The organism is Embleya hyalina (genome assembly GCF_003967355.1).
Lineage (GTDB): Bacteria > Actinomycetota > Actinomycetes > Streptomycetales > Streptomycetaceae > Embleya > Embleya hyalina.
This window is the reverse complement of record NZ_BIFH01000013.1, coordinates 177,775-202,521: the sequence shown is the minus strand read 5'-3', so window position 1 is coordinate 202,521 and position 24,747 is coordinate 177,775. Positions and strand designations below refer to the sequence as shown.

Annotated in this window: 20 protein-coding genes and 1 pseudogene; 14 read left to right on the top strand and 7 right to left on the bottom strand. The window is 74.0% G+C overall.

Annotated elements, in window-relative coordinates:
• Window positions 1-273 precede the first annotated feature (273 nt).
• Window positions 274-540, top strand: a complete 267-nt coding sequence (locus EMA17_RS00955) for a hypothetical protein (RefSeq protein WP_126634908.1) — start codon at window positions 274-276, stop codon at window positions 538-540.
• Here EMA17_RS00955 and EMA17_RS00950 read toward each other — a convergent pair.
• A complete protein-coding gene (locus EMA17_RS00950; RefSeq protein WP_281290399.1) occupies window positions 488-1,072 on the bottom strand; it encodes a DUF6193 family natural product biosynthesis protein in 585 nt (194 codons plus the stop codon). The genes EMA17_RS00955 and EMA17_RS00950 overlap by 53 nt on opposite strands.
• A gap of 277 nt (window positions 1,073-1,349) precedes the next feature.
• Here EMA17_RS00950 and EMA17_RS00945 point away from each other — a divergent pair, with 277 nt between their 5' ends.
• Complete coding sequence (locus EMA17_RS00945) at window positions 1,350-2,048, top strand: hypothetical protein (protein ID WP_126634906.1); 699 nt, start codon at window positions 1,350-1,352, stop codon at window positions 2,046-2,048.
• Between the two features lie 40 nt (window positions 2,049-2,088).
• Here EMA17_RS00945 and EMA17_RS00940 read toward each other — a convergent pair whose 3' ends face one another.
• Window positions 2,089-2,907, bottom strand: coding sequence for an inositol monophosphatase family protein (locus EMA17_RS00940; protein ID WP_126634905.1), 819 nt, complete (start codon window positions 2,905-2,907; stop codon window positions 2,089-2,091).
• A 200-nt stretch (window positions 2,908-3,107) separates the two neighbouring features.
• Between EMA17_RS00940 and EMA17_RS00935 the strand changes: the two genes are divergently transcribed.
• The 4 genes from EMA17_RS00935 to EMA17_RS00920 all read left to right on the top strand — a co-directional run bounded on the left by EMA17_RS00935 (window position 3,108) and on the right by EMA17_RS00920 (window position 7,765).
• A complete protein-coding gene (locus EMA17_RS00935; RefSeq protein ID WP_126634904.1) occupies window positions 3,108-4,529 on the top strand; it encodes a hypothetical protein in 1,422 nt (473 codons plus the stop codon).
• 138 nt (window positions 4,530-4,667) lie between these two features.
• Window positions 4,668-5,918, top strand: coding sequence for an AAA family ATPase (locus EMA17_RS00930; protein WP_174861280.1), 1,251 nt, complete (start codon window positions 4,668-4,670; stop codon window positions 5,916-5,918).
• Window positions 5,915-7,162 carry a vWA domain-containing protein gene (locus tag EMA17_RS00925; RefSeq protein ID WP_126634902.1) on the top strand — a complete coding sequence of 416 codons (1,248 nt, stop codon included), beginning with the start codon at window positions 5,915-5,917 and terminating at the stop codon, window positions 7,160-7,162. Before EMA17_RS00930 ends, EMA17_RS00925 begins: the two co-directional genes overlap by 4 nt.
• Window positions 7,163-7,414: 252 nt before the next feature.
• Window positions 7,415-7,765, top strand: coding sequence for a GIY-YIG nuclease family protein (locus EMA17_RS00920; protein ID WP_126634901.1), 351 nt, complete (start codon window positions 7,415-7,417; stop codon window positions 7,763-7,765).
• A 1-nt stretch (window position 7,766) separates the two neighbouring features.
• Here EMA17_RS00920 and EMA17_RS00915 read toward each other — a convergent pair whose 3' ends face one another.
• Together EMA17_RS00915 and EMA17_RS00910 are read right to left on the bottom strand one after the other, a co-directional pair.
• Window positions 7,767-8,678: an aminoglycoside phosphotransferase family protein gene (locus EMA17_RS00915; RefSeq protein ID WP_218042573.1), complete on the bottom strand. Its 912-nt coding sequence runs from the start codon at window positions 8,676-8,678 to the stop codon at window positions 7,767-7,769.
• Window positions 8,679-8,774: 96 nt separating this feature from the next.
• A complete protein-coding gene (locus tag EMA17_RS00910; protein ID WP_126634900.1) occupies window positions 8,775-9,416 on the bottom strand; it encodes an HD domain-containing protein in 642 nt (213 codons plus the stop codon).
• Between the two features lie 70 nt (window positions 9,417-9,486).
• On the opposite strand from EMA17_RS00910, the gene EMA17_RS00905 reads away from it, so the two are divergent.
• Window positions 9,487-10,491 (top strand): GlxA family transcriptional regulator, encoded by a 1,005-nt coding sequence (locus EMA17_RS00905; RefSeq protein ID WP_126634899.1) that lies wholly within the window; start codon window positions 9,487-9,489, stop codon window positions 10,489-10,491.
• Here the strand turns inward: EMA17_RS00905 and EMA17_RS00900 are convergent.
• Window positions 10,440-11,735: a PP2C family protein-serine/threonine phosphatase gene (locus EMA17_RS00900; RefSeq protein WP_246126374.1), complete on the bottom strand. Its 1,296-nt coding sequence runs from the start codon at window positions 11,733-11,735 to the stop codon at window positions 10,440-10,442. The genes EMA17_RS00905 and EMA17_RS00900 overlap by 52 nt on opposite strands.
• A 289-nt stretch (window positions 11,736-12,024) precedes the next feature.
• On the opposite strand from EMA17_RS00900, the gene EMA17_RS00895 reads away from it, so the two are divergent.
• The 6 genes and pseudogenes from EMA17_RS00895 (at window position 12,025) to EMA17_RS53715 (ending at window position 17,870) form a co-directional block, all read left to right on the top strand.
• The gene (locus EMA17_RS00895) at window positions 12,025-12,447 is read left to right on the top strand and encodes a hypothetical protein (protein WP_126634897.1); all 423 of its coding nucleotides are present in this window, start codon (window positions 12,025-12,027) and stop codon (window positions 12,445-12,447) included.
• Window positions 12,448-12,957: 510 nt separating this feature from the next.
• A complete protein-coding gene (locus tag EMA17_RS00890; protein WP_160161260.1) occupies window positions 12,958-14,058 on the top strand; it encodes a carboxylate-amine ligase in 1,101 nt (366 codons plus the stop codon).
• A 108-nt stretch (window positions 14,059-14,166) separates the two neighbouring features.
• On the top strand, window positions 14,167-15,588 hold the full coding sequence (locus tag EMA17_RS00885) for a KamA family radical SAM protein (protein ID WP_246126438.1): 1,422 nt from the start codon (window positions 14,167-14,169) through the stop codon (window positions 15,586-15,588).
• Complete coding sequence (locus tag EMA17_RS00880) at window positions 15,585-16,844, top strand: pyridoxal phosphate-dependent aminotransferase (protein ID WP_126634895.1); 1,260 nt, start codon at window positions 15,585-15,587, stop codon at window positions 16,842-16,844. The genes EMA17_RS00885 and EMA17_RS00880 overlap by 4 nt, the downstream gene beginning before the upstream one ends.
• A gap of 74 nt (window positions 16,845-16,918) precedes the next feature.
• Window positions 16,919-17,593: pseudogene (locus tag EMA17_RS53720) on the top strand (MFS transporter); the annotation flags it as partial.
• A 130-nt stretch (window positions 17,594-17,723) separates the two neighbouring features.
• Window positions 17,724-17,870, top strand: coding sequence for a hypothetical protein (locus EMA17_RS53715; RefSeq protein WP_246126373.1), 147 nt, complete (start codon window positions 17,724-17,726; stop codon window positions 17,868-17,870).
• On the opposite strand, the gene EMA17_RS00870 is transcribed toward EMA17_RS53715, so the two are convergent.
• Window positions 17,860-19,059 (bottom strand): cytochrome P450, encoded by a 1,200-nt coding sequence (locus tag EMA17_RS00870; protein WP_126634894.1) that lies wholly within the window; start codon window positions 19,057-19,059, stop codon window positions 17,860-17,862. The genes EMA17_RS53715 and EMA17_RS00870 overlap by 11 nt on opposite strands.
• A gap of 222 nt (window positions 19,060-19,281) precedes the next feature.
• Window positions 19,282-20,427 carry an alkene reductase gene (locus EMA17_RS00865; protein ID WP_126634893.1) on the bottom strand — a complete coding sequence of 382 codons (1,146 nt, stop codon included), beginning with the start codon at window positions 20,425-20,427 and terminating at the stop codon, window positions 19,282-19,284.
• 199 nt (window positions 20,428-20,626) lie between these two features.
• Between EMA17_RS00865 and EMA17_RS00855 the strand changes: the two genes are divergently transcribed.
• The gene (locus tag EMA17_RS00855; RefSeq protein ID WP_246126372.1) at window positions 20,627-24,718 is read left to right on the top strand and encodes a BTAD domain-containing putative transcriptional regulator; all 4,092 of its coding nucleotides are present in this window, start codon (window positions 20,627-20,629) and stop codon (window positions 24,716-24,718) included.
• The last annotated feature ends 29 nt before the right edge of the window (window positions 24,719-24,747 follow it).

The following is a 24,747-nucleotide window of genomic DNA, read 5'->3' as shown; positions in this document are numbered from 1 at the left end:
GCAAACGACTTCGCGCGCGGGCCTCGCGAAGGCCCGAACACGCTTGTCGGGGCCCGACGTCGCCGGTGATGCTGAAGCACGACGCCGGGGCCGACGTCGAGGCGAGACGGCGAGACGCGAGACGGCGGGACGGCCGGACCTCGAAACGCCCCCGCATGAGAACGGTCCCCGGGATCCGTGCGGATCCCGAGGACCGACCCACCTCACGAAGAACGGGATCCGGGCGATCTGCGGTCGCCCCGATCCCCCGGCACGCAGCCCAGGGAGCCACACATGCCCGACATCTCCTCGGCCGACGGTAACCGAAGGTGCGATTGCACACCAGGCACCACCGAGGCATCCGCCGCCCGCCGCCCGGATCGGCTCGACACCGTGTTCGGCCTCGGCTACCTCGGCCTGGCCCAGACCGCTCAGGCGACCGCGGTCGACCTCGACACCGTCGTCCCGGTCCTGGTCCTGTATCTCGGATGCCTCCTGGGCACCCGACTCACCGACGCCCTGATCCGCCGCCTGCGCCGCCTCCATCGTCGACGTAGGTAGGCCCACCGCCCGGGTCGCTCGCCCCGAGCGGCCCGGGCTCCCACACCTCGAACTCGCCGAGATCGGAGGCGTTTCCCGCCACCGCCGGCCCCAGATCCGCCGGCGCGTGGGCCAGCACGACGGCGACGGCCTCCGCGGCGGAGTCCACCTCGTCGAACTCGGTCCCGGTGCCACGCTCACGAATTCGGAACCGCCCATCACGCAATGGCTCGACGAACGGCACGCGCACCACGTAGGGGAACTGTGTGCAACTGCTGAAATGCAGGTTCCAATGGCTGGTGAACGGAAACAACTGCCGCAACGCCGGTTCCGCGGCCGCCGCTTCGAGCAGTTCGACGGTACGCGGATACGGCATACCCGGCCAGTCGACCTCGTGCCGCCGCCGCATCCATCCCCACGACACCGACAACCTCCGCCACTGCGCCTCGACCGCCTCCGCGGGCCCACGCGCACGCACCGCGGCCGGATCGCACGGAACCGATTTCCGCTCCAGCGGCCCACGTCCCGCCGCCCCGGTGGGATTCGAGTTCATCGCGACAGTCTGACGCCACCCCACCCCCCTGTGAAGCCCCACACACCCCGCACAACCCCCGATCCACCTCGAACACCGGGGATCGGGCGCTGCGCCCGGCCTGGGAATACGCCCATGTCGCCCGCGACGCCGGTCGGTCGGATGTGGGTTCGGGCTGGTCGGGGGGCATTGGGGTCAGCATTCTTGGGAGACGCAGGAATTCCAGAACGAGGGGCGGGCCGTGGCCGGTCGATCCGTGGGTTTGGCTAACTTGGCGGTCCGGGCGCGGGATTCGGACGTGCCCCCCGTTGCGTCGGGGCATCTGTGGTGTACGGGGATCGCGGCGACCACGGCGTCGTTGGCGGTGGTCGTAGCGGATGTGTACGCGTATTTCGTCTATCGGGACTGGCGGGCCGACCTGGCGTCGCGTGTGCACACGTCGATCGATCCGGGGGCGTTATCGGTCGGCGCCCGGATGGTGCCACACGGGAACGACACCACCGACACGGCGGCCGCCGCGGTCTTCGTCGCGAGCGTGACGATGATCGCCCTGGTCGTGTGGTGGACCGTGCTGGTCTCCCGGAACCGCGCGGCCTGGTACGGCCCTTCGCGCGGCTTCGGCGTCCTGTGCCGCTCGGGGCACCGGCGGACGGGGCACGCCGGACGCGCCGGGATCGGCCCTGCCCCGGTGCTGGTGTCGGCCGTGGGAATACTCGTGTTCACCACGCTCACCCGGCTGTTGGGCCTGATCGGCAAGGAGTGGAGCGGACCACTCGACGGGCAGATCCGGTCGGAGATGGGTTTCACGCACTCCCGGATGACGCTCGCCCTCGCCCACGCGGCGGGCGCGCTCCTGATGGCGGTCGTGGTGACGACGACGACGCGACGACACCTCCTCCTGCCGAGCCGCCCACCCGGCCCCGAACCCGTTCCCGCCGCCGCTTCCAACCCCGACCCGGACCCGGCCCCCGACCCACCGGCGTCGCGAGGCGAGTGACGCGTGCCCGCGCCGATCGCGGTCGGTCGGCCCACACCGCCTACCGGTCGGCCGCCGGGGCCTGCCGGCGGATCATCTCCAGGAGTGCGGTGTGGGTTTCCCGGTCGGCCGCGGCGATCAGCCCGGCCGCCCCGGTGTACGGCGGTCGGCCGTACAGGTCCGTCACCACACAACCGGCGGCCTCGCACAGGGCGATGCCGGCGGTGAAGTGCACGCTGTCGCGCAGGTCGCCGTCGGTGACGTACGCGGCCCGGCGCCCGGCGGCCACCCACGCGACGGCCAGGGTGGTGGACACCACGCGCGGCCGGAAGCCCGCGACGAAGTCCGGGTCGGCGAGGAGCCGGACCGCACGGAACGACGGCGCGTTGGGGAACGGCGGATCGAGGTTCACGTCCACCAGCCGCGACCCGGACGACGGCGCCAACTCCCGCTCCTCGCCGTCGAATCGACGGTACGCCCCGGCGCCGTCGGTCCAGAACACCTCGTCGGCGAACGGATCCGCCACGGCCGCCGCGACGGTCTCGGCACCCACTCGCAGGGCCACGTTCACCGCGACCAACATGTTGCCCACGGCGTAGTTCAGCGTGCCGCACAACGGATCGACCAGCCACCGGCGTTCCGCGCCCGCCGTGCCGGTGTGACCGCTCTCCTCGCCGGTGACCGCGTCGTCGGGGCGCGCGCCGCGGAGGGCCTCCAGGATGGCCTGCTCCGCGTCCAGATCGGCGGCCGTGGCGAAGTCCCCGGCGCCCTTGTCGAACCGCTCCGGCGACGTCCCGTACATCCCGCGTACCACGGCCGAACCCGCCCGCGCCGCCCGTACGGCCAGCCGCGCGTCGGTCTCCATCTCCAAGATCGCCATACGGGGAGCCTACGCGTCGCTCTCGACGAGCCCCCGCGCGGCGAGCACGTCGAGCACTCGGCGCCGACCCGTTCGCCGTCCCCGTCCCCGCCCACGCCGGGGGGTCCCTGGCCCTCCGAGGTCGAGGGCGCTAGGCTCCTGCCGATGACTACTCACTCCGTACACGGATTGGGGGTCCCCACCGCGCAAGGTGAGTGCTGATGCTCACTGCGATCGCGAATCGGGATTCCCGCCTCACCCTCTGGCTGCGCGTGCGCGAGTTCGCCGTGCCGCCCTCCATGATCGAGACCGCGACCACTCGCCGGCTGGCCGGTGACTGGCAGGCCGCCTGCACCGCCGCGGGTGTCGACGTCGACATCGATCTCCGCTTCGAAGCCCGCACGCGTGGCGGGGAGTTCGCCGCCCGAATCCGGGACGACCTGCGCGGTCTGGCACCGGATCTGCTGCGCTGGCACATGCCGAGGATCGCTCCCGACGGGCTGCTGCGCCCGGGTCTGACCGTGCCCCTGGCGCGGTACGACGTCGGGGAGCACGGCGGCGCACGGCCGGTGCACCTGGTGGCCCGTACCCCACCCGCGTGGGCGGACGCGGGTCAGCGCATCGCCCTCGCCCTGTGGGACGGATCGCACCGCGACGCCGCCGGCTTCCGTCACCATCCGCACCGCCACCCCCATCGACGGTTCCGCCTGGACCTGCACCGACATCTCTGGGACGCCCGCCGCAGCGACGAGCTGTGGCTCCGTTCCGGGGCGGATCGGCCGCCCTCCGACGGGAGTTCGGGCCGGGCTCCGGCCGCGTGGGGGCCGGTCCCGGCCGAGTGCGCCGTCGACCGGTGGGCCGCCGAGGCCGCGATCCTGCTCCGGGCCGAGGGGCGACCCGCCGGCACCGGCTCGGTCGCGGTGCGCTGCGGGGGCCGTCGCCGGCTGGTCCTGCGCGTGGTCGCGGACGACGACGGCCCCGGGCCGCCGACGGTACGGATCGCGGCCGTCGAGGCGCGACCCGCCGGCGGCGACACCACCGGGCTGCCGGTGCTGCCCGACGCGGCCACCTGGATACCGCCCGACCTGGAACTGCTGCGCGCCGGTCTGATCGAGCCCGATCGGCTGCACCCGCTGGTCGCCGCGGCGTTGGTACCGGGCCATGTCCCGGGCGCGACACCCACCCTCGTGGACCACGCGGCGGGACGACCCGACATCGTGGAATGCCGGGGCGCTCGCCACCGGATCGGTCTGGTCGACGGCGTCCTGGCGCCGCTCGACCACGATCCGGCCGAGATCCGTCGCGAGGAGTTGCTGCACGCGCTGACCGGCACCCCGCTGCCCTGCCTCCAGGCCATCGACGCGGCACACCGTCGCCCGGACTGCATCGCGGGCGTCCGCGAACGTCTGGACCACGGCGACATCGCCGGCGCACTCGCCGTCGTCGAGAGCCTGCTCGGCCCCGACGCACTACCGCGCGGTGGCCTCCTCCGCGACGAACTGGAAGACGCCGCCGAACGGTTGATCACCCACGGGTTGTTCCGAGCGGGCCTGGGCGGACCGGCGCCCGAGCGCGTCCCACTCCCGGATCGTCCCCGCCCACGCACCCGCCGCGCCCATCCCCGGAACATGAACCCGCACTGACGCGAATCCGCCGACCGACCCGGGGACTTCGAGCCGACGCACACACGTGTGCGCCGCCGAGCGCGCCGCCGTGTGCGCTTGCGGGCGCGTACCTTCGCGCGCCCGAAGCCCCCCACCCGACCCAAAAGGTGATCAATCATGCCCACACACACCCCACTCACCGCCACCGCACCCCGCAGCGCCTCCCGACTCGACGTGGCCGCGGAGCTGTTGGCCCTCCTGCGGGACACCGCCACCGAGCCCCGCCCCGATCCCCAACTGGAGGCCCTGACCCTGGCCGTGGCCGCCGACCTGCCCGTACTGCTGTGGGGTGAGCCGGGGATCGGCAAGACCGCCGCGCTGACCCAACTCGCCGAGACCCTGGACCTGCCGCTCACCACGGTGATCGCCAGCGTGCACGAACCCTCGGACTTCTCCGGTCTGCCCGTCGTCGGCGACGATCCGGCGGCCAACGGTGTCCCGATGGCCCCGCCCGAGTGGGCCGTTCGCCTCGTGCGCGCCGGACGCGGACTGCTGTTCCTGGACGAGTTGTCCACCGCGCCGCCGGCCGTACAGGCCGCGCTGCTCCGACTCGTCCTCGAACGCCGGGTCGGCGCCCTGCGACTGCCGCCCGGCATCCGGATCGTGGCCGCCGCCAACCCGCGCGCTTCGGCCGCCGACGGCTGGGAACTGAGCCCGCCGATGGCGAACCGCTTCGTACACCTCCAGTGGGTGCACGACCACGACGTCGTGGTGCGCGGCCTCGGCGGCACCTGGCCGCACGCCACCCTGCCCGTCCTGGACCCGACACGGCTCGCCGAGGCCGTGGCCTTCGCCCGCCGCGCGGTCTGCGGACTGCTCACCACCCGCCCCAAGCTCGTCCACCTGCTGCCCACCACCGACGCCCGTCGCGGTGGCGCCTGGCCGTCGCCGCGCAGCTGGGACATGACGGTGTCGCTGATCGCCTTCGCCACCGCGGCCGGATCCTCCCGCGAGGTGTTGTCCCTGCTGATCAGGGGCACCGTCGGGGACGGTCCGGGGCTCGAACTGCTGGCCGCCCTGGACCGGATGGACCTCCCGGACCCCGAGGACCTGCTCGCCGACCCGACCCGCGCGATCCTGCCCGAACGCGGGGACCTGCGTCAGGCCGTCCTCGACGGCGTGGTCGAGGCGGTCCGCAAGCGCCCGGACAAGTCCCGCTGGGACGCGGCGTGGACGATCCTGGTCCGCGCGCTCGACACCGGCGCCCCGGACCTGGTGGTCGTCCCCGCCACCACCCTCGCCTCGCTGCGCGACCAGGACTGGGAGGTGCCGGCGTCGATCGAGCGGCTGGCCGGGGCGGTGTCGCTGTCCCGGCGCGCGGACCGGGCGGCGGCCCGAACCGCGGTCACCGCACGGGCCGGCCGATGATCGCCGACGCGCCGGGGGTGCTGGACCTCGACAAGCTCTACGCCGCCCGCCTGTACGCCGCCCGCGCCCGCCCCTACCTGGCCACCGCCCTGTACGCGCTGCACGTGGTCGAGTCGCGGACGGTGTCGACGATGGCCGTCGACCGGCACTGGCGATGCTACGTCTCGCCGGTGTTCGTGGCCCGGACACCCGAGGAGGAACTGGCCTCCGTGTGGGTGCACGAGGTGTCGCACCTGCTCCGCGACCACCACGGGCGCAGCGACCGGGTGGCGCGCGAACGCGGGTTGACCGGTCGCGGGGACCGGCTGCGGATGAACCTCGCCGCCGACTGCGAGATCAACGACGACGCGTTCGACGACGATCTGCCCCGGCCCGAAGGCGCCGTGCTGCCGGGCTTGTTCAAGCTGTCCGAGGGCGAGTTGATGGAGACCTACCTGCGCGAGATCGTGATGGGACTGGTCACGCTGGATCTGGCGTGGCTGGACTGCGGCAGCGGCGCCGACGGGTTGGATCGGGAGTGGGATCTGGGACCGGACGGCGCGCACGGCCTGAGCGAGCAGGAACGGGACGCGGTCCGGTTCCGGGTGGCGCAGGGCATCCGGGGTCGGCCCGGCCATGCCTCGAAGTCGTGGCGGCGGTGGGCCGAGGAGGTGTTCCATCCACCGCAGCCGTGGCGGCAGTTGCTGGGCGCGGCGGTGCGCTCGGCGGTGGCCGGCGCCGGCGGTGCGGACGACTACACGTACGGCCGACCCGCCCGCCGTTCGGCCGGTGTGCCCGGCGTCGTATTGCCGAGCCTGCGCCGCAAGCCGCCTCGGGTGGCCGTGGTGGTCGATACGTCCGCCTCGGTGAGCGACGCCGAACTGGGCAGCGCCCTCCTCGAAGTGGCCGCCATCTCCCGCGCCGTGGGCGGCCGGCGCGACCTGGTCACCGTGGTGTCGTGCGACGCGGCGGCCCGGATCGTACAACCGCTGTGCGACGGCGAGGGCATCACGCTGCTCGGCGGTGGCGGTACGGACCTGCGCTCGGGCTTCGCCAAGGCCCTGCGCGGCAGCCCTCGCCCCGACGTCGTCGTGGTGCTGACGGACGGTCAGACCCCCTGGCCCGGTACCCGCCCGTCCTGCCGCACGGTGGTGGGCCTGTTCCCCCGCGTCCACCGCTATTCCGCGAACGAGGACGACCCCGACTACACTCCGGATCTCCCACCCGACTGGGCCCATGTGGTGACCATCGGCCCAACTCCCTGACCTGCTCCGGGAGTCCACCGGCACTCGGTGGTCGGCGTCGCGGCGTCGGTATCGCCGTCCCGGCGTCGCGGTGTCGGACCGGGATGGAAACATGGGAGTTCCCGGGGTCGTGTCGACGAGCCCGGGAATGGTCGGCCTGCCGAGGAGGTCATCATCAGCGACGCCACCGGCCTGTGCATCGCGCCCCGCCCCGACGGTGGGTGCCGCGCACCGGCCCTCCCCGACGCCCCCGTTCCGCTGTGCGCCGAACACGTGGCCGCCACCTGCGAGTTCGCCCACGACGGCCTACCCGACGACGAGGAGGAGACCCCCTCCGGCCGGCGCCCGCGCCGACAACCCACCGAGGTCACCATGCTCGGCGAGGGGCTCGTCTACTTCATCCGCACCGATCGACGGATCAAGATCGGCTTCACCACCGACCTGCGCCGCCGGCTGGCCCAGTCCGCCCCGGGCGAGGTCCTGCACACCGAACCCGGCTCGATCGCCGACGAACGCCGCCTGCACGCGGCGTTCCAGGACCTCCGCCTGCGCGGCGAATGGTTCCGCGCCGACCCCCGCCTCCTCGACCACATCGCCACCCTCAAGGCGAAGGCGAACGCCTAGATCAGGCGTCCCCTTCGCCGAGTACGGCCGCCAGGACGTGGCGGGCGTTGGTGGTCATCGCCCGGTTGGTCTCGCGGTAGTACGGGAGGGCGATCAGGGCCTGGGACAGGGTGCGGGCCCGGCCCCGGGTCCAGGTCGCGTCGTCGACGTCGAGCGCGTCGCGGAAGGTCCGCCTCGCGCCGGCGGGCAGCAGGTTCCAGGCCGGGAACAGGTCGCAGGCCGGGTCGCCCAGCCCCACGCACCCGAAGTCGATCACCGCGGCCAACCGCCCGGCGCCGTCCACCAGCAGGTTGCCGGGCATCAGGTCGGCGTGCAGCCACACCGGCGGCTCGTCCCGGCCCGCGTCGGCCCGCAGTCCGTCCTCCCACACCGCGATCGCGGCGTCGCAGTCGACGCCCTCCGCCGGGATCGCGCGCAGTTCCTCGATCGCCGACCGCGTCGAGGCGTCGAGCGCGGCGAGCGGTCCGCCCCGATGGGCCGTCGGCGCACCCGGCAACTCGACCCCGCGCATCGCCGTCACGAACCCGGCCAGGTCCTCGGCCAGCCGCGCGGGCGCCCGCAGCGCCCCCGGGTCCGGGTTCTCCCCCGGCAGCCATCGGTACACCGACCACGGCCAGGGGTATCCGTCGGCGGGCTCCCCGGCACCCAACACCTCGGGCACGGCCGTCGGCAGCAGCCCGGCCAGACGCGGCAACCACTCCCGCTCCAGCGTGACGTCCGCGACCGCGCCGCGCACCAGCGGCAACCGCACGACCATGTCCGGGCCCAGTCGGTACATCCCGTTCACCGTGCCACCCGACGGAAACCGCTCCACCGGCAATCCCGCCCATCGGGGAAACCGCCCGGCGACCAACCGCCGCACGAGGTCGGCGTCGACGGGGTGCATACCGGAGTGCATCTGGCCTGTGTTCATCACCGACCATCCGACCGCCCACCCACGACATCCGTCAACCGCTTTCCCGCCCGCCGCCCCGCACCCGCGGCGCACCGCACGTCCGAGACGACCCGCTCACTCTCCCCAGCGCGATCCCGCCGCCGCCACCTCCATCTCGGTACGGCCCGTCCCGTCCCCGCCCCGTTCGCGGAGCAGTTCGCCGGGGAGGCTGTAGCGGGGGGCGTTCCGCGGATCGCGGCGGGCGTGCCGGGCGATTTCCTCGGCCAGGGTCTCGGCCATCCGCAGTCGGGGGTGTTCGGTGTGGATCGCCCGGGCCTGGGCGTCGTCGACACATTCGGTGTCGACGCCGAAGTCGATGGCGATGCCCCTGCGGGTCAGGTACGTCAGCGTGCCGCGACGCTCGGCGATCCCGGCCGAGGTGTGCAGCGCGATGGCCTCCCAGACCCGGTCGACGTCGGCGGCGGCCACCCCGCCCTCGGTCAGGAACGCCGCAGCCATGTCGGCTCCTTCGACCTCGAATCGTTGCCGGCCCTCGGCGGCCGGCGACGTCCCGAGGTCGTGCAGCGCGCAGGCCGAGAACAGCAGGTCGGGGTCGAAGTCCGGGCCGGGCCGAAGCCCGTCGTACGCGGCCTGCAACACCGCGAACCGATAGCTGCGAAAGCTGTGCTCCGCGATCGGCCGCGAGGTGCGGACCCGCACGTACTCGATCGTCCGGCGGGCCAGGGGTGTGGTGGGAACGGCGGCGACTGTGTCCATGCCCCGACCGTAGTCGGCGGGTCGGCACACAGGCAGTGGCACGATTGCCATTGATCGATAGCATCGTGCCATGCCCACCGCAGCCCGTGCCGGGGCCGACACCCCGGTGCCACACCCGCCCCACCACGTCGTCGTCCTGGCCCAACCCGGTGTCCTGGCCCTCGACTTCGGCATCCCGATCCAGGCCTTCGGCGACTGGCCGGGAAGCCCGTACCGGGTCACCGTCTGCACCGAGCACCCCGGCCCCGTCCCGGTCCACGGCGGCCCGTCGCTGCTCGTCGACCGCGGTCTGGACGCCCTCGCCGACGCCGACACGATCGTCGTGCCCGGCCTGGTCCCACCCGACCCCCCGTCGCCGCCGCTGCGCACCGCGCTCGCCGAGGCCGCCGCCCGAGGCGCCCGCATGGTGTCGATCTGCACCGGCGCCTTCGTCCTGGCCGGCGCGGGACTGCTGGACGGCCGTCGCGCCACCACCCACTGGCAACGCACCGCCGAACTGGCCCACCGATACCCGTCGGTGCGCATCGAGCCGCAGGTGCTCTACGTCGACGAGGGCAACGTGCTGACCTCGGCGGGCGTGGCCGCCGGCATCGACCTGTGCCTGCACATCATCCGCGCCGACCTCGGCGCCACGATCGCCAACCAGCGGGCCCGCGCCCTCGTCGCCGCCCCGCATCGCGCGGGCGGCCAGGCGCAGTACATCGCCCACCCCACCCCGCCCGAACGCGGCGGCGGGCTGGACGAGTTGCGGGCCTGGGCGCTGCGACACCTGGACGAACCGCTGACCGTCGACCTGCTGGCCCGACGGGCCCGGTTGTCCCGGCGCACCCTCATCCGCCGCTTCCACGAGGAGACCGGACTGCCGCCCATGCAGTGGTTGTCCGACGCCCGCGTCGACCGGGCCCGTGAACTCCTCGAGGGCTCCGACCTGTCCATGGCCGCCGTGGCCCGCGGATCCGGCCTCGGTACCCCCGCCAACCTGCGCACCCTCTTCAAACGCCGCCTCGGCGTACCCCCCAGCACCTACCGCGCCACCTTCGACACGGCCGGCCGGCCGACCCCGGGCGCCGCGTAGAGCCGGCGCCCGAGGAACGTCGCGCGTGTGCTCGGGCGATGGCCGGGGTCGGTTCCCGGCGGCTCGGCGGCGGGCTCGGCGGCGGTGAGCGACACCGCGTCGGCCGGGTCGGCGCGGTGCCGGCCGGGCAGCAGGGCGGGGGTGCGTTCGATCGCCACCACGGCGGCGTCGTCCGCGAGCCGGCCGCCGACGTACGCCGGGAGGTCGTGCCGGAGGTGGTCGAGCAGGCCCTCCGGGCCGAGGCCGCTCCACCGCGCGACGCGTTCGACCAGGGGGTAGAACGTACCGTCGGGCGCCCGGGCCTCGGTCACGCCGTCGGTGTACAACACCAGGATGTCCCGGGTGCGGAGCGTGAAGGTGTCGACCACGTAGTCGGCGGCGCCGGTGCCCTGGCACACGCCCAGCGGGGGTGCGGGCCGCCGCGCGTCGAGGGTGTGCACCCGGCCGTCGCGCAGGAGCAGCGGCGGCGGGTGTCCGAAGGTGGTCAGCGCGCCCACGCCGTCGTCCTCGCACAGGTCCGCCACGATGCCGGTGATGAAACGTTCGTCGGCGTCCGCGTCGGACGGGGACAACTCGGCCAGGTAGCGGCAGATGCTCTCCTCCAGCGCGGCGGCCAACTCGGGCAGCGTGGCGAACCGGTGGGCGCCCTCACGGAAGGCGCCGAGCAGTTGCGCGGCGTCACCGATGGCGGCCAGCCCCTTGCCGCGGACATCGCCGATGATCAGGCGGATGCCGGCGTCGGTGCGGGCGAGCGCGTACAGGTCGCCGCCGATCTGCGCCTCGTCGTCGGCGGCCAGATAGAAGGACGCGATCCGCAGCGAACCGACCCGGCGCGGCAGTGGCCGGAGCAGGACCCGCTGTGCGGCCTCGGCGACCGAACGCAGTCGGACCACCTCGTGCCGGCGCTGTTCGCGGCGCAGACACAGGTACCACACCAGTACGGAGATCGCGGCGAGGGCGATGACCTGCATCAGGTGGTTGCGGGTGGTCAGGCCCCCACGCAGCACGGCGATGAGCACTTCGGCACCGACCGCGACCGCCCCGATCCCGGCGGTCAGCCGCGGTCCGGCGAACGAGGCGGCCAGCGCGGGCGCCACGACCAGGAGCGGGCCGAGGTGCACGTCGGGTGAGGAGGCCAGGTCCACGACCGTGATCACCACGATCAGTGCGACGGTGAGTACCGGCAGTGCATGGGTCGTTCGCCATGAGTGCCGCAGCTCCGCGAGACGCCGTCGGAGGACCACGTGTCCGAGTGTGCCCCTTCCGCGACGCCCTCGCGCGACCGAACCCCGCCGCGCCGGTATCGGCGACACGTTGCGTGACGATCGATCACCGTCGGGCCGACATGGGCGCGGGACGGTCGGATTACGGCATTCGTGGCATGCCGTGGTCCGGTACGGCGCGCTTGCCTCCGAGTCGGTCGTCCGCCGTGTTGGACTCGGCGGCGTGGCGAGGCCGCGGGCGCGCGGACGTACACGCGCGCGCGGCCCCGGTCGCGATCGGCATCGGCGGCAGTCGTGGACAGGAGCGGTGATGGCACGCGGCACGCACATCGAGGATCAGGAGCACGGCCGGCGCTGTCCGCTGGGCGCGGCGTCGGCACACGCGTGCGGCGGCCCGACCGACGAGCGCGGCGTGCCGATGCTGGGCCGCTCGCCGGCCGTCGGCGACGAGGACGGTCCGCCCGGATGCGGGGTGCATCTTGGCGAGATGCTGGTGATGCGCGATCCGGACCTGTGGATCGGCGTACTGTTCGACGCGCCCACCGACCGGGTCGGCGACTTCGACGGTGACGCCGGGGCGGTCGCGGAGTTCGCCGAACATCTCGCCCTCGACGTGGCCGACCAGCGGGTCGACGAACTCGACGACCGCGACGGCTTCGTCGCCCGCCCGGTGACCGCCGACGAACTCGGCAGGGCGGTCGAGTACGCCCTCGGCGCCATCGGCGTCGCGTAGCCCTCGCGCAGTCGTCACGCAGTCGTCGTGTAGTCGTCGCGTAGTCACCGAAACCCGCACGGTAACCGAGCCGCCACACTCCCTCGCGGCGACGGGCGGGCGCGGCCCCGTACCGTCACCGGCCCCGCGCCACTGCCGCCCACCTCCGTCACCGGCGTTCCCTCCGGGCCCGTTCGTGTCGACTGGCGATGCTCCGGACCAACCGCGAAGCTGGAGATCGGACCGGCACTCGCGATTCGGGTGCCCGTCCGGTGCGGCCGCCGAGCGGCGCACCACCCACCGCCCGGTTCCGGTCGCGCAAGACCACCGCGGCATTCCAGATCCGGCCGGCCGTCTCCCGTTCGGCTCGGGTCCGAAACAGCCCACCCGCCCGCGCGCCGGTTCGTCGCCGGCCACGCCCGGGTGGCCGAAGGACTTCCGATGGCAGGTTCCTGCTTCACACCGCGGCAGCCCGATTCCCCCGCCCGGTCCGCGACCCCGTCCGCCACCCGGGAGGCATCCTCCGCCGTCGTGACGCCGACCCTGACGATGGGCGTCGAGGAGGAGTTCCTGCTCGTCGACGCCCGCACCGGCGCACCCGCCCCGCTCGCCGAACCCGTCCTGGCCAAGGTCGCCGACGCGGACGCCACCCGCCTCGAAGCCACCCGCTACCAGGTGGAGTCGGCCAGTCCCGTCGCGCACACGGGACACGAACTGCGCGCCCACCTCGTGCGATCGCGCCGCCACTGCACGGACGCGGCCACCGTGTACGGCTGTCGCCTCGTCGCCGGCGCCACCCCCGTCATCGCACCCGGTCCCGGGCCGCTGTTGATCGACGCCCCCAGGCGGCACGACCAGTCGGCCCGATACGGCGACCTGACCGACGCGTTCGTCAACTGCGGCTGCCACGTCCACGTCGGCACCCTCGCCCCGGAGACCGCCGTACAGGTGACCTGCCGGCTCCGCCCCTGGCTGCCCACCCTGATCGCGCTCGGCGCCAACTCGCCGTTCCGCGACGAACACGACACCGGGCACGCCAGTTGGCGCAGCGTCGTCACCACCACGTGGCCCTGCTCCGGCATTCCGCCCCGACTGACCTCCGTGAGCGCCTACGAGCACACCGTCGCCGGCCTGATCGCCACCGGCGCCATCAAGGATCACAAGATGATCTATTGGGACGCGCGCCCGTCGCCGGCCTGGCCGACGGTGGAGGTCCGGGCGCCCGACGTGGCGACCACGGTCGACGAGGCCGTGTTGCTCGCCGTCCTGGTGCGCGCGTTGGTCGCCGACGCGCTGAGCGCGATCCGGGCGGGCGAACCCGCCCCGGACTTCCCGGCGGAGGTCCTGGTCGCGGCCCGCTGGCGGGCCGCCCGCGACGGCCTCGAAGGCATGGCCGTACATCCGTGGAGCGGGGAACTCGTCCCCGCGAACACGATGGTCGACGCGCTGATCGAGCGGGTGCGCGAGCACCTGGACGCGGCGGGCGACCTCCCCCAGGTCGCCCGAACCCTCGCCGGCCTGCGCCGCGACGGTTGCGGGGCGCGGCGTCAACGCCTGGTCTTCGAACGCCGGCACCGTTTCACCGACGTGGTCCGCTACCTCGCGGACGCCACCGAGCAACAGGGCGGGTAGCCCCGGGAAACGCCCCCACCGGCGGCCCGCGCGCCGGCACGCGCTGCCGCCCCCCTCTCCCCCACCAGCCGTGAACCCTGATTCCTCCGGGAGTTCGTCATGTCCTCGATGCCCACAACCGTGCCCACCGCCGAACGTTTCCGGGCCCTGGGGCCGCATCATCTGGACGAGATCGCGGACCGCTACGGTCTGTCCGACGACATCCGCGAGACCATCCGCGCGGTCGCGTGCGTACTGCCGTTCCGGGTCAACGAGTACGTCCTGTCCAACCTCGTCGACTGGGACGACATCCCCGACGATCCGATCTTTCGGCTCGTCTTCCCGCAACGCGGCATGCTCGACCCGGCCGACGAACGCCGACTGGCGGAACTGGCCCGCGCACCGGGGGACCGGGCCGAACTACGGTCCCTGGTACGGCACATCCGCGACGGCCTCAATCCGCATCCGTCCGGCCAGCGACAACTCAACGTGCCGCACGTGGGGGAGGCGGAGGTGCGGGGGCTGCAACACAAGTACCGGCAGACGGTGCTGCACTTCCCCGGGCAGGGCCAGACCTGCCATGCCTACTGCACGTACTGCTTCCGCTGGGCGCAGTTCGTCGGCGACCCCGACCTGCGCTTCGCGGCGCCGACGCCCGACGGGCTCCTGGCCTACCTGGCGGTGCATCCCGAGGTCGAGGACGTCCTGGTCACCGGGGGCGATCCGTTGGTGATGTCCACCGAACGGCTGCGTGCGCACCTGGAGCCGATCCTGGGCGTCGAGACGGTGCGTACGATCCGGATCGGCACCAAGTCGCCCGCCTACTGGCCGTATCGGTTCGTCACCGACCACGACGCCGACGACCTGCTGCGCCTGTTCGAAGAGATCGTCGCCTCCGGGCGCAACATCGCCGTGATGGCGCACCTCAGCCATCCCCGGGAGTTGGAGACCGACCCCGCCCGCCGAGCCCTCGCCCGCGTTCGCGGCACCGGCGCGCTCGTGTACTGCCAGGCTCCGCTGATCGCGCACGTCAACGACGACGCGGAGGTATGGGCTCGGCTGTGGCGGGCCGAACTGGCCTGCGGGGCGATCCCGTACTACATGTTCGTCGAGCGCGACACCGGCCCGCACGACTACTTCGCGGTGCCGCTGGCCCGAGCCGCGGAGATCTTCCGCGACGCCTATCGCACACTGCCCGGCCTGGCCCGCACGGTGCGCGGACCGGTGATGTCGGCGACGCCCGGCAAGGTGCTCGTCGACGGCGTCGAGGAGGACGGGAGCGGCCGGTACTTCCGGTTGCGGATGCTCCAGGCCCGGGAACCGGCCCTGGTCGCCCGCCCGTTCCGGGCGCACTACGACGCCCGCGCCACCTGGCTCGACGACCTCGTGCTCACCCCGGACACCCCCGCCGACATCGCGGCGGCGGTGGGCACGTCCGGCCGCAGCGACATGAGCGGCACGAGCACCCCGGGCACCCCGCGCGGGCTCGCCGGCCGGGCGCGGCGGCGGAGCCGGTACGACCTTCGGCCGGCGGAGGCGAGTCGGCGATGACCACCTGGTCCACCTCGCCCAATCTGGCGCTCAACGAGGTCGTGGATCGCCGCCGGGCCGAGGGGGTGCCGATCGTGCACCTCGGGTTCGGCGAGTCCCGGCTGCCCGTCTTCGCGCCGCTCCTGGACCGGTTGCGGGCGGGGGCGCCGACCAACGCGTACGGCCCGGTGTCCGGTGACCTCGCGGTCCGCGCCGCGGTGGCCGGATACTTCGCCCGGCGCCGGCTCCCCACCGACCCGGAGCAGGTCGTGCTGGCGCCGGGAAGCAAACCGCTGCTGATGGCGATCCAACATGTCGTCCCGGGCGACGTGTTGTTGCCCCGGCCGTGTTGGAACTCCTACGCGCCCCAGGCACGATTGGCCGGCAAGACACCGATCGGGGTGCCGATTCCCCGCGACTGCGGGGGAGTTCCCGATCCGGACGGATTGCGCGCGCGGATCCGCGCCGCCCGCGCCGACGGTCTCGATCCGCGCATCGTGGTGCTCACCCTGCCGGACAACCCGACCGGGACGCTCGCACCGCCGGACCTGGTGCGCCGGCTGTGCTCGATCGCCGAGGCGGAGGACCTGTTGGTGGTCTCGGACGAGATCTACCGCGACGTCGTACACGATCCGAAGGCCACCGAACTGCTCAGTCCGGCGGAGGTGGTCCCGGAACGCACCGTGGTGACCACGGGGTTGTCGAAGAGCCTGGCCCTGGGCGGCTGGCGGATCGGCGCGGCGCGTTTCCCGGCGGGCGCCCGAGGTGCCGGGATCCGCGCCGAAGTGGTGGCGGTGGCCAGCGAGTTGTGGTCGACCCTGGCCAGGCCCATGCAGGAGGTCGCACGGTACGTGTTCGAGGAACCTCCGGAGATCCGCGAGCGCCTGGCCGCGAGTGCCCGGCTGCACGGGGCGGTGGCCCGGGCGGTGTACACGCTCGCGGTCGGGGCGGGCGCCGAGTGTCGGCCGCCGACGGGCGCGTTCTACGTCTACCCGGACTTCGAGCCGCTGCGCGGCCCGCTCGGCGCGCTCGGTGTCACCGACTCGGCGTCCCTGCAGCGCCGACTGCTGGACGAGTGCGGTATCGCGGTGTTGGCCGGCCACCTCCTCGGCGACGACCCCGGCGCGCTGCGGTTCAAGGCCGCCACCAGCATGCTGTACGGCGACACGATCGCCGAACAGGAGGCCGCCCTCGCGGATCCCGCCCCCACCGAACTCCCCCATGTCCGCGCCGGACTCGCCGCCATCGAGGCCGGCTTCGGCACCCTCGGCGGCTGAAGGCGTGGCGGCCGAGCCCGGTCGCCCCGGGTCGGTCCGCCGGCCCGCACGAGTCGCCCGACGCCGCCGCCCTGGTGGTGACCGCCACGCAGATCGGCTACCCGCTCGGGATCTTCCTGCTCGTACCGCTCGGCAACCGCCTCCCGAACCGCGCGTTCCCGGTCACCCTGCTCGGCGTCACCGCCGCCGGACTGCTGCTCGCGGGCTGCGCGCCCGGCCCGGGCGTGCTCGTCGCCGCCGGGGTCGTGGTCGGCGCCACCACCGTGGCCGCGCAGGTCGTCGGCCCACCGGCGGCCGAACTGGTCGCCGCCGCGCATCGCGCCACGATCATGGGCACCCTGCTCGGCGGCTCGATCGGCGGCATGCTGCTCGCCCGCACGTTCGGCGGCACACTCGGCGAGCGGCTGGGCCGGCGCGCCCCGTATCCGGTGGCGACGGCCCTGGTCGCGCTGCTCGCCGAGCCACTGCGGCTGCTTCGGGCCGAGCCGGAACTGCGCCGCTCCTGCCTGTACCAGGCGACGATCTTCGCCGGGTTCTCCGCCGTGTGGACCTGCCTGACCCTCCTGTTCACCGGCCCCGCCCACCGCCTGGGCGCCCGGGCGGTGGGGCTGCTCGCCCTGATCGGCGCGGCGACCATGATCTGCACCCCGCTCGCCGGACGCCTGGTGGATCGGCGCGGGTCGGATCCGGTCAACCTGATCTGCCTGCTCGGCGTGCTCCTCTCCGCCGCCGTCCTGGTCCCGGGCGCCCGGGGTCTGACCGCCCTGGTCGTCGGCACGCTGCTGCTCGACGTCGCGATGCAGTGCGGAATGGTCGCCAACCAGGCCCGGGTGTTCGCGCTGCGCCCCCGACGCCCGCAGCGGACTCGACACGACGTACATGACGTGGGCCTATCTCGCCGGCGGCGCCGGTTCCCGGCTCGGCGTCCGGGTGTACGGCCGGGCCGGCCGGCGGGGGGTGTGCGCCCTCGTGGCGCTGTACCGGCGTCGCCCCGCCGCGGCCGACCGCCGGCCGCTCACCAGGTGACCGGCAACTCGGCGACGCCGTACACCGCCGACGACGCCCGCAGACGCACCCGCTCCGGCGGCACGGCGCAGCTCAGGGTGGGAAATCGGCGCAGCAGCGCGGGGATGGCGATGCCCAGTTGCATGCGGGCGAGTTGGGCGCCCAGGCAGTGGTGGGTGCCGTGCCCGAAGGCGAGGTGCGGGGTGGGCCGGCGGTCGGGGTCGAAGCGGTCCGGTCGGTCGTGGGCGGCCTCGTCCCGGTTCGCGGACGCCAGCGAGACCACGACGTGGTCGCCGGCGGCGATCGTATGGTCCCCGATCGCCACGTCCGTCAGGGCCGTTCGGGGCAGGCCGTACGGAATGACGCAGAGATATCGCAGCAGTTCCTCCACCGCGCCCGCGATGACGGCCGGGTCCTCGGTGTCGCGCAGGCGGTCGGCCGCCTCGGGTTCCCGAAGGAGCAGGAAGGTGCCCAGGCCCAGCATGGCGCCCACGGTTTCGTGTCCGGCCTCCAGCAAGTGGTTGGCCAGGCCGCTCAGTTCGGCGTCGGAAAGGGCGTCGGCGTGGTCCCGGACGAGGGTGCCGAGCAGTCCGTCGCCCGGCTGCTCGCGTTCCCGGGCGACGAGGTCGGCCATGTACGCGCGCGCCTCGGCCGCCGCGGCTGCCACCTCTTCGGTGGGGCGGGCGAAGTCGAGCAGGGTGGTGGTGCGGCGTTGGAAACCCTCCCGGTCGGCGTACGGCACGCCGAGCAGTGCGCAGATCGCCAGGGACGGGACGGGGAGCGCGAAGTGGGCGACGAGGTCCACGGGAGGTCGCATGCGTTCCAGAGCGTCCAGTGCGTCGGAAACGGTGCGTTCGATGTCCGCGCGCATCCCGCGTATTCGGCTCGGGGTGAACGCGTCGACGAGCAGTCGACGGACCCGGGTGTGTTCGGGCGGGTCCAGGCGCAGCAGGTTTCCCACCCGACGGGCCTCGAGGTCCGGGCCGGCCGGGCGCAACAGGTCGGGCGTGCCGGCGGTACCGAATCGACGGTCGACCAGGACGCGGCGCGCGTCCTGATCCCGGCTGACCAACCACAGCGCGCTGCCGTCGGGTAACGACACTTTACGCAGCGGCTCCTGGGCACACAGTCGACGGAAGTCGTCCGGCGGGTCGAACGGGCGCCCCTCGGGGCGGATGTTGGGCAGGGGGATCGCACCGGTTTCGGACACGGGGCACCTCGCAGGCGATCGTCGGACGGTGACGGTTGTTTCGCGCGCACTCTCGCCGGGGCGCCGAGACCGGGTCGGGGACGGTCCGCTCGGGGCACCGGGCGAAGGCGTCCCGATGTTTCCCCGACTCGGGACGGACTACGCACCGAGTCGGGACACGCCGTCGGCCCCGGCCTCGGGCGAGGTCGGGGTCGGGGTCGGGGTCGGGACGACGTGGGGGGCTCAGTGGGTGGTGGACGCGAGTACCCGGTCCTGATCGGCTTGCAGGGTGGGGTAGTCGATGTAGCCCTCCTCCCCGCCCGTGTACATCAGGTACGCGTCGCGGATCGGGTTGAGCGGGGCGCCGGTGCGGAGGCGGTCGACCAGGTCGGGGTTGGCCAGGAAGGCCCGGCCGAGGGAGATCAGGTCGGCGCCGGCCGCCAACAGCCGCTCGCCCGCGTGCCGGCCGCCGTCGGCGGGCAGCGGTCGTCCCCAGCCCAGGTTCGGGTTGGCGATCAGGGTGCCCGTCCAGAGCCGGCGGATCTCCCGGAAGACGGGCTGGTCCGGATCGGCCATCACCACGTGCAGGTAGGCGGGTTCGAGCTCGGCGAGGGCGGCGACCAGGGGCGGGTAGATGGCCTCGGTGTCGCCCTCGGCCATGCCGTTGGCGGTGACTCCGGGCGAGATGCGTACGCCGACCCGATCCGCGCCGATCGCGTCCACGACGGCCCGGACCACCTCCAGGGTGAATCGCGTGCGGTGCGCGACGGGGCCGCCGTAGGCGTCGGTGCGGTGGTTGGTGTTGCGCCCCAGGAACTGGTGCAAGAGGTAGCCGTTCGCGGAGTGCACCTCGACCCCGGCGAAGCCCGCGTCGATCGCGTTGCGCGCGGCGACGGCGAAGTCGGCGACGGTGGACCGGATGTCGTCGAGCGTCATGGCCCTCGGGACGACCGCCTCCCGGGGGCCGCCCGGGGTATGGATCGGCTCGGGAAGCGGGATCGCGGACGGTGCGAGCGGGGTGAATCCGCTGTTGTCGGGGTGACCGACCCGGCCGCCGTGCTGGAGTTGGAGGAACATCCGCCCGCCTTCGGCGCGCACCGCGTCGGTGACGCGCCGCCACCCGGCCACATGGTCCGGGTCGAAGATCGCGGGGATGTGGGGGTAGGTCAGCCCCACCGCGTTCGGCGTGGCGGCCTCGGCGATGATCAGCCCGGCACTCGCCCGTTGTGCGTAGTAGGTGGCCATGATCGAGCGCGGGACGCCCTGGGCGTCGGCGCGGTTGCGGGTCATCGGCGCCATCACGAGGCGGTTCGGCAGGTCGAGGCCGGCGAGCCGGGCGGGCCGGAAGAGGGGGCTCGTGGTCGCGTCGGTGTGCACGGTGGTGTTCATGGTCGTCTTCGTCCTTCCGTGGTGGGGATCCCCCACCGGGTGGATCGGCCCCTGGGTCGTGTTCGGGGGCTTCGGGGGTGCCGGCGGGGGTGCTCCTCGTCGATGGGAACGACTCTGCCCGGAGGCGCTTCGGGGGTGCTGCGGAAGCGCTGAGGGTCCGCTGAGGGTTCGCTGATGCCCGGTATGTACGGTGAACCGCATGCGATACGGGGTGCTGGGTCCGCTGATGGTGTGGGACGACGAGGGGACGCCGGTCCGGGTCCCCGAGGCGAAGGTTCGGGCGCTGCTGGCCGACCTGCTGGTCCACGAGGGGCGGCCGGTCTCCACCGATCGGCTCGTCGACGACCTGTGGGGCGCGGAGCCGCCGGGCAACCCCGTCAACGCCCTCCAGGCCAAGGTCTCGCAGTTGCGCCGGGTGCTCGGGCGGGAGCGGGTGGTGTACCAGCCCCCGGGCTACCGACTGGCCGTCGACGCCGAGGCGGACGACGTGGACGCGGACCGTTTCCGGTCCCTGGTGGCCGAGGCGCGCCTGGCCGGCGACCCGACCGCGCGCGCCGCGCTGCTCACCCGGGCGCTGGGGTTGTGGCGGGGGTCGGCGTACGCCGATTTCGCCGACACGGAGTTCGCCCGGACGGCGGCGCGGCGGTTGACCGAACAGCGCCTGGCGGTGCTCGAGGAGCAGGCCGAGGCGCGTCTGGAGGTGGGCGAACACACGCTGCTGTCGGGTGAGTTGACCGACCTGGTGGCCCGCCATCCGCTGCGCGAGCGGCTGCGCGCGGTGCAGGTGCGTGCCCTGTATCTGGCGGGTCGGCAGAGCGAGGCACTGGCGTCGTACGCGGACCTCCGCAGACTCCTGGCGGACGAGTTGGGCGTGGATCCGGGGCGGGAACTGACCGCCCTGTACGAGGCGATCCTGCGCCAGGACCCAACGCTGACACCCACGGGGGCCGGCACCACGCCCGGCGGCCGGGCCTCGACGAGGGCCGATGCCTCGACGCAGGCCGACGCTTCGTCGGGGGCAGGCGCCTGGTCGGGGATCGGCGCCACATCGGGAGTCGGCGCCTGGTCAAGGGGCGGCGCCACACAGGACCCAACGCCGACGCCCACGGGGAGCGGCACCACGCCCGGCGGCCGGGCCTCGTCGGGGGCGGGGGCCTCGCTTCGGGCCGTCGACCCGTCGGGGACCGATGCCCCGACGGAGGCCGACGCTTCGTCGGGGGCGGGTGCCTGGTCGAGGGGCGGCGCCACACAGGACCCAACGCTGACGCCCACGGGGAGCGGCACCATGCCCGGCGGCCGGGCCTCGTCGGGGGCGGGGGCCTCGCCCCGGGCCGTCGACCCGTCGGGGGCCGATACCTCGACGGAGGCCGACGCTTCGTCGGGGGCGGGTGCCTGGTCGAGGGGCGGCGCCACACAGGACCCAACGCCGACGCCCACGGGGAACGGCACCACGCCCGGCGGCCGGGCCTCGTCGGGGGCGGGGGCCTCGCCCCGGGCCGTCGACCCGTCGGGGACCGACGCCTCGACGCAGGCCGACGCTTCGTCGGGGGCAGGTGCCTGGTCGGGGGTCGGCGCCACATCGGGAGTCGGCGCCTGGTCGGGGGGCGGCGCCACATCGGGGGTTGACGTTGCATCGGGGACCCGCGCCGCGTCGGGGGCCGGGTCCTTGTTCGGGGTCGGCACTGTGTCGGGGGCCGGTGACGCGTCCCGGATCGGCGACTCGTCGGGTCCCGGTCGTTCGCCGGGGGGTGACGACGGCCCTCCGTCTCGGCTTGGGGGTGCATCGGAGGCCGTCCCGGCTCCGGTCTCCGGGGCGAAGGCGGCGGCCCGCGGCCGTGCCCGGTCCAATCTCCCCGCCCCGCTCACCACCCTCGTCGGGCGCGATTCCGACGTGGGTGAGGTCGGTCGGCTGCTCGGGGGCGCGCGCCTGGTGACCTTGACCGGGCCCGGCGGTGTGGGCAAGACCCGGCTCGCGGTCGAGGCCGCCGGATGGGTGCCCGCAGACCTCGCCGACGAGGTGTGGCTGGTCGAACTCGCCGGGCAGCACGGCGAGATGGCCGATCTGGTGCAGGTCGTCGCCGCCGCGCTCGGCATCCGCGACGACACCCCCGCCGGGCTGCCCGGCCACGGCTCGCCCGAACATCCCGCCGACCGGCTCGCCGCGGCCCTGCGCGATCGGCGCCCGCTCCTCGTCCTGGACAACTGTGAGCACGTCGTGGAACCGGCGGCCCGGCTCACCGAGGTGCTGCTGCACCGGGTGCCGGGATTGCGCGTACTGGCAACCGGACAGGAGCCGTTGGGCCTGACCGGCGAAACGTTGTTCCTGGTCGAACCGCTTCGCCCGGAGGACGCCGTGGACCTGTTCGCGGCCCGCGCCGCCGCGGCGGCGCCGGGTTTCTCGCTCGACGCGGCCACTCCCGAACTGCGCGCGTCCGTCGCCGAGATCTGCCGGCGCCTGGACGGCATCCCGCTCGCCCTCGAACTGGCCGCGGCCCGCGTGCGGGTCCTGGGCGTAGCGGAGTTGGCGGCCCGCCTCGGCGATCGGTTCCGGGTCCTGACCTCCGGCCGGCGCGGCGCGCCCGCCCGTCAGCGCACCCTGCGGGCGATGATCGACTGGAGCTGGGAACTGCTCGACACGCCGGAACGCATCGTGCTGCGCCGCCTCGCGATCCACACCGACGGCTGCACCCTGGACGCCGCCGAGGCGGTGTGCGCGGGCGACGGGGTCACCCGGGGCGAAGTACTCGACCTGGTCGGCCGCCTGGTCGACCGCTCACTGGTCGTGGTGGTGCCGGGACCGGCGGGCCCCCGATACCGCATGCTCGAATCCGTGACCGCGTACGCCCTGGAGCGCCTGGACGAGACGGCGGACCTCGCCGACGTACGGGATCGCCATCTGCGGCACTACCTGGACCTGGCCGAACGGGCCGAGCCGCATCTGCGCGGCGCCGAACAACGTGCGTGGCTCGACCGGTTCGACGCCGAGGCGGGCAATCTGCGGGCCGCCCTGGACGAGGCGATCCGGCAGGCCGGCGCGGGCCGCCCGGAGGGATCGCACGCGGCGGCCCGCCTGGTCCGCGCGCTCGCCTGGTGGTGGTTGCTGCGCGGCCGGCTGGTCGAGGGCCGCCGGGCCCTCGCGGCGGTCCGCGCGATCGCCCCGGCGGACCGGGCCGCCGGCGCCGCCGCCGCCGCTGCCGAAACAGGCGTCCTCGACGACGCGTTCGCGTTGCTCACCGGCGATCGATCCGTCCCGACCGCGTTCCCGGACGCGGCGATCGAGGATCGGGCGCGGCGCGGCCGGCTCGCCTGGCTGTACGCCTACGCCCTGTTCAACGGCGGCGATCCCGTCGCGAGCGCCCGCGCCAACACGCACGCGCTGGCCCTGGCCGCGCGGGACGAGGACCGCTGGGCCGAGGCCGCCGGCCTCGGACTGCGCGCGATGCACGCCCTGATCGGCGGGAACCTGGCCGACGTCGCGCGCGACGGCCTGCGCGGCGCCGAGTTGTTTCGCGAACTCGGGGACATCTGGGGTGAGTTGCAGACCGTGGCGCCACTGGCCACGATCGCCGAGGTCCGCGGCGACTACCCCGAGGCGGTGCGCCGGCACACCGAAGGACTGCGCATCGCGGAGGAGTTGCGCCTCCCGACGGAGATCTCCGCGCGCCTGTCCGGACTCGGCCGGCTGGCGCTGCTCGCCGGCGACCCGGACCGGGCGCACGACCTGCATCGGCGGGCGCTGGACTCGGCCGTCGAGCAGGGCTACGTGTTCGGCGAGGTGCACGCGCGGATGGGACTCGCCCTGGGGGCCCGGCGGTCGGGCGACCTCGACGCCGCCGAGGCGCATCTGCTGCGCATGCTCGACCGGTACGCCGACGTGTCCTCGCGGGCGGGCACCCATCTGCGCCGATCCGAACTCGGTTTCGTCGCCGAACTGCGCGGCGACGCCGACGCGGCCCGCGCACACCACCTCCTCGGCCTGGAACTCGCCGGCGTCCTCGGCGAACCCCGGGCGATGGCGCTGTCCCTGGAGGGCCTGGCGGGCGCGGCGGCGCTGTCCGGGGACCCGGACCGCGCCGCGTTCGCGGCCCTGCTCCTGGGCGCGGCCGACGCGATCCGTCGCGGCGTGGACGCCCCGCTGCCGCCCGGCGAGCGCACCGACGTCGACCGGATCACCGCCGCGACGACGGCCACACTCGGGCCGCGGGCATTCGCCGAGGCATACGAACGCGGCACCACCCTGGACCCGAACGCGGCCACACACCTCGTCCGAACCACCCCACCCCCCGCCTGACGCAGGTCGGCGGCACCTCGACGCCCGTG

What these genes read in the sequence shown, in the direction of transcription:
- EMA17_RS00955 (WP_126634908.1), top strand. Translation starts at nt 274, where the DNA reads ATGCCCGACATCTCCTCGGCCGACGGTAACCGAAGGTGCGATTGCACA.
- EMA17_RS00950 (WP_281290399.1), bottom strand. Translation starts at nt 1,072, where the DNA reads ATGAACTCGAATCCCACCGGGGCGGCGGGACGTGGGCCGCTGGAGCGG.
- EMA17_RS00940 (WP_126634905.1), bottom strand. Translation starts at nt 2,907, where the DNA reads ATGGCGATCTTGGAGATGGAGACCGACGCGCGGCTGGCCGTACGGGCG.
- EMA17_RS00935 (WP_126634904.1), top strand. Translation starts at nt 3,108, where the DNA reads ATGCTCACTGCGATCGCGAATCGGGATTCCCGCCTCACCCTCTGGCTG.
- EMA17_RS00930 (WP_174861280.1), top strand. Translation starts at nt 4,668, where the DNA reads ATGCCCACACACACCCCACTCACCGCCACCGCACCCCGCAGCGCCTCC.
- EMA17_RS00925 (WP_126634902.1), top strand. Translation starts at nt 5,915, where the DNA reads ATGATCGCCGACGCGCCGGGGGTGCTGGACCTCGACAAGCTCTACGCC.
- EMA17_RS00915 (WP_218042573.1), bottom strand. Translation starts at nt 8,678, where the DNA reads ATGAACACAGGCCAGATGCACTCCGGTATGCACCCCGTCGACGCCGAC.
- EMA17_RS00910 (WP_126634900.1), bottom strand. Translation starts at nt 9,416, where the DNA reads ATGGACACAGTCGCCGCCGTTCCCACCACACCCCTGGCCCGCCGGACG.
- EMA17_RS00905 (WP_126634899.1), top strand. Translation starts at nt 9,487, where the DNA reads ATGCCCACCGCAGCCCGTGCCGGGGCCGACACCCCGGTGCCACACCCG.
- EMA17_RS00895 (WP_126634897.1), top strand. Translation starts at nt 12,025, where the DNA reads ATGGCACGCGGCACGCACATCGAGGATCAGGAGCACGGCCGGCGCTGT.
- EMA17_RS00885 (WP_246126438.1), top strand. Translation starts at nt 14,167, where the DNA reads ATGCCCACAACCGTGCCCACCGCCGAACGTTTCCGGGCCCTGGGGCCG.
- EMA17_RS00880 (WP_126634895.1), top strand. Translation starts at nt 15,585, where the DNA reads ATGACCACCTGGTCCACCTCGCCCAATCTGGCGCTCAACGAGGTCGTG.
- EMA17_RS53715 (WP_246126373.1), top strand. Translation starts at nt 17,724, where the DNA reads ATGACGTGGGCCTATCTCGCCGGCGGCGCCGGTTCCCGGCTCGGCGTC.
- EMA17_RS00865 (WP_126634893.1), bottom strand. Translation starts at nt 20,427, where the DNA reads ATGAACACCACCGTGCACACCGACGCGACCACGAGCCCCCTCTTCCGG.
- EMA17_RS00855 (WP_246126372.1), top strand. Translation starts at nt 20,627, where the DNA reads ATGCGATACGGGGTGCTGGGTCCGCTGATGGTGTGGGACGACGAGGGG.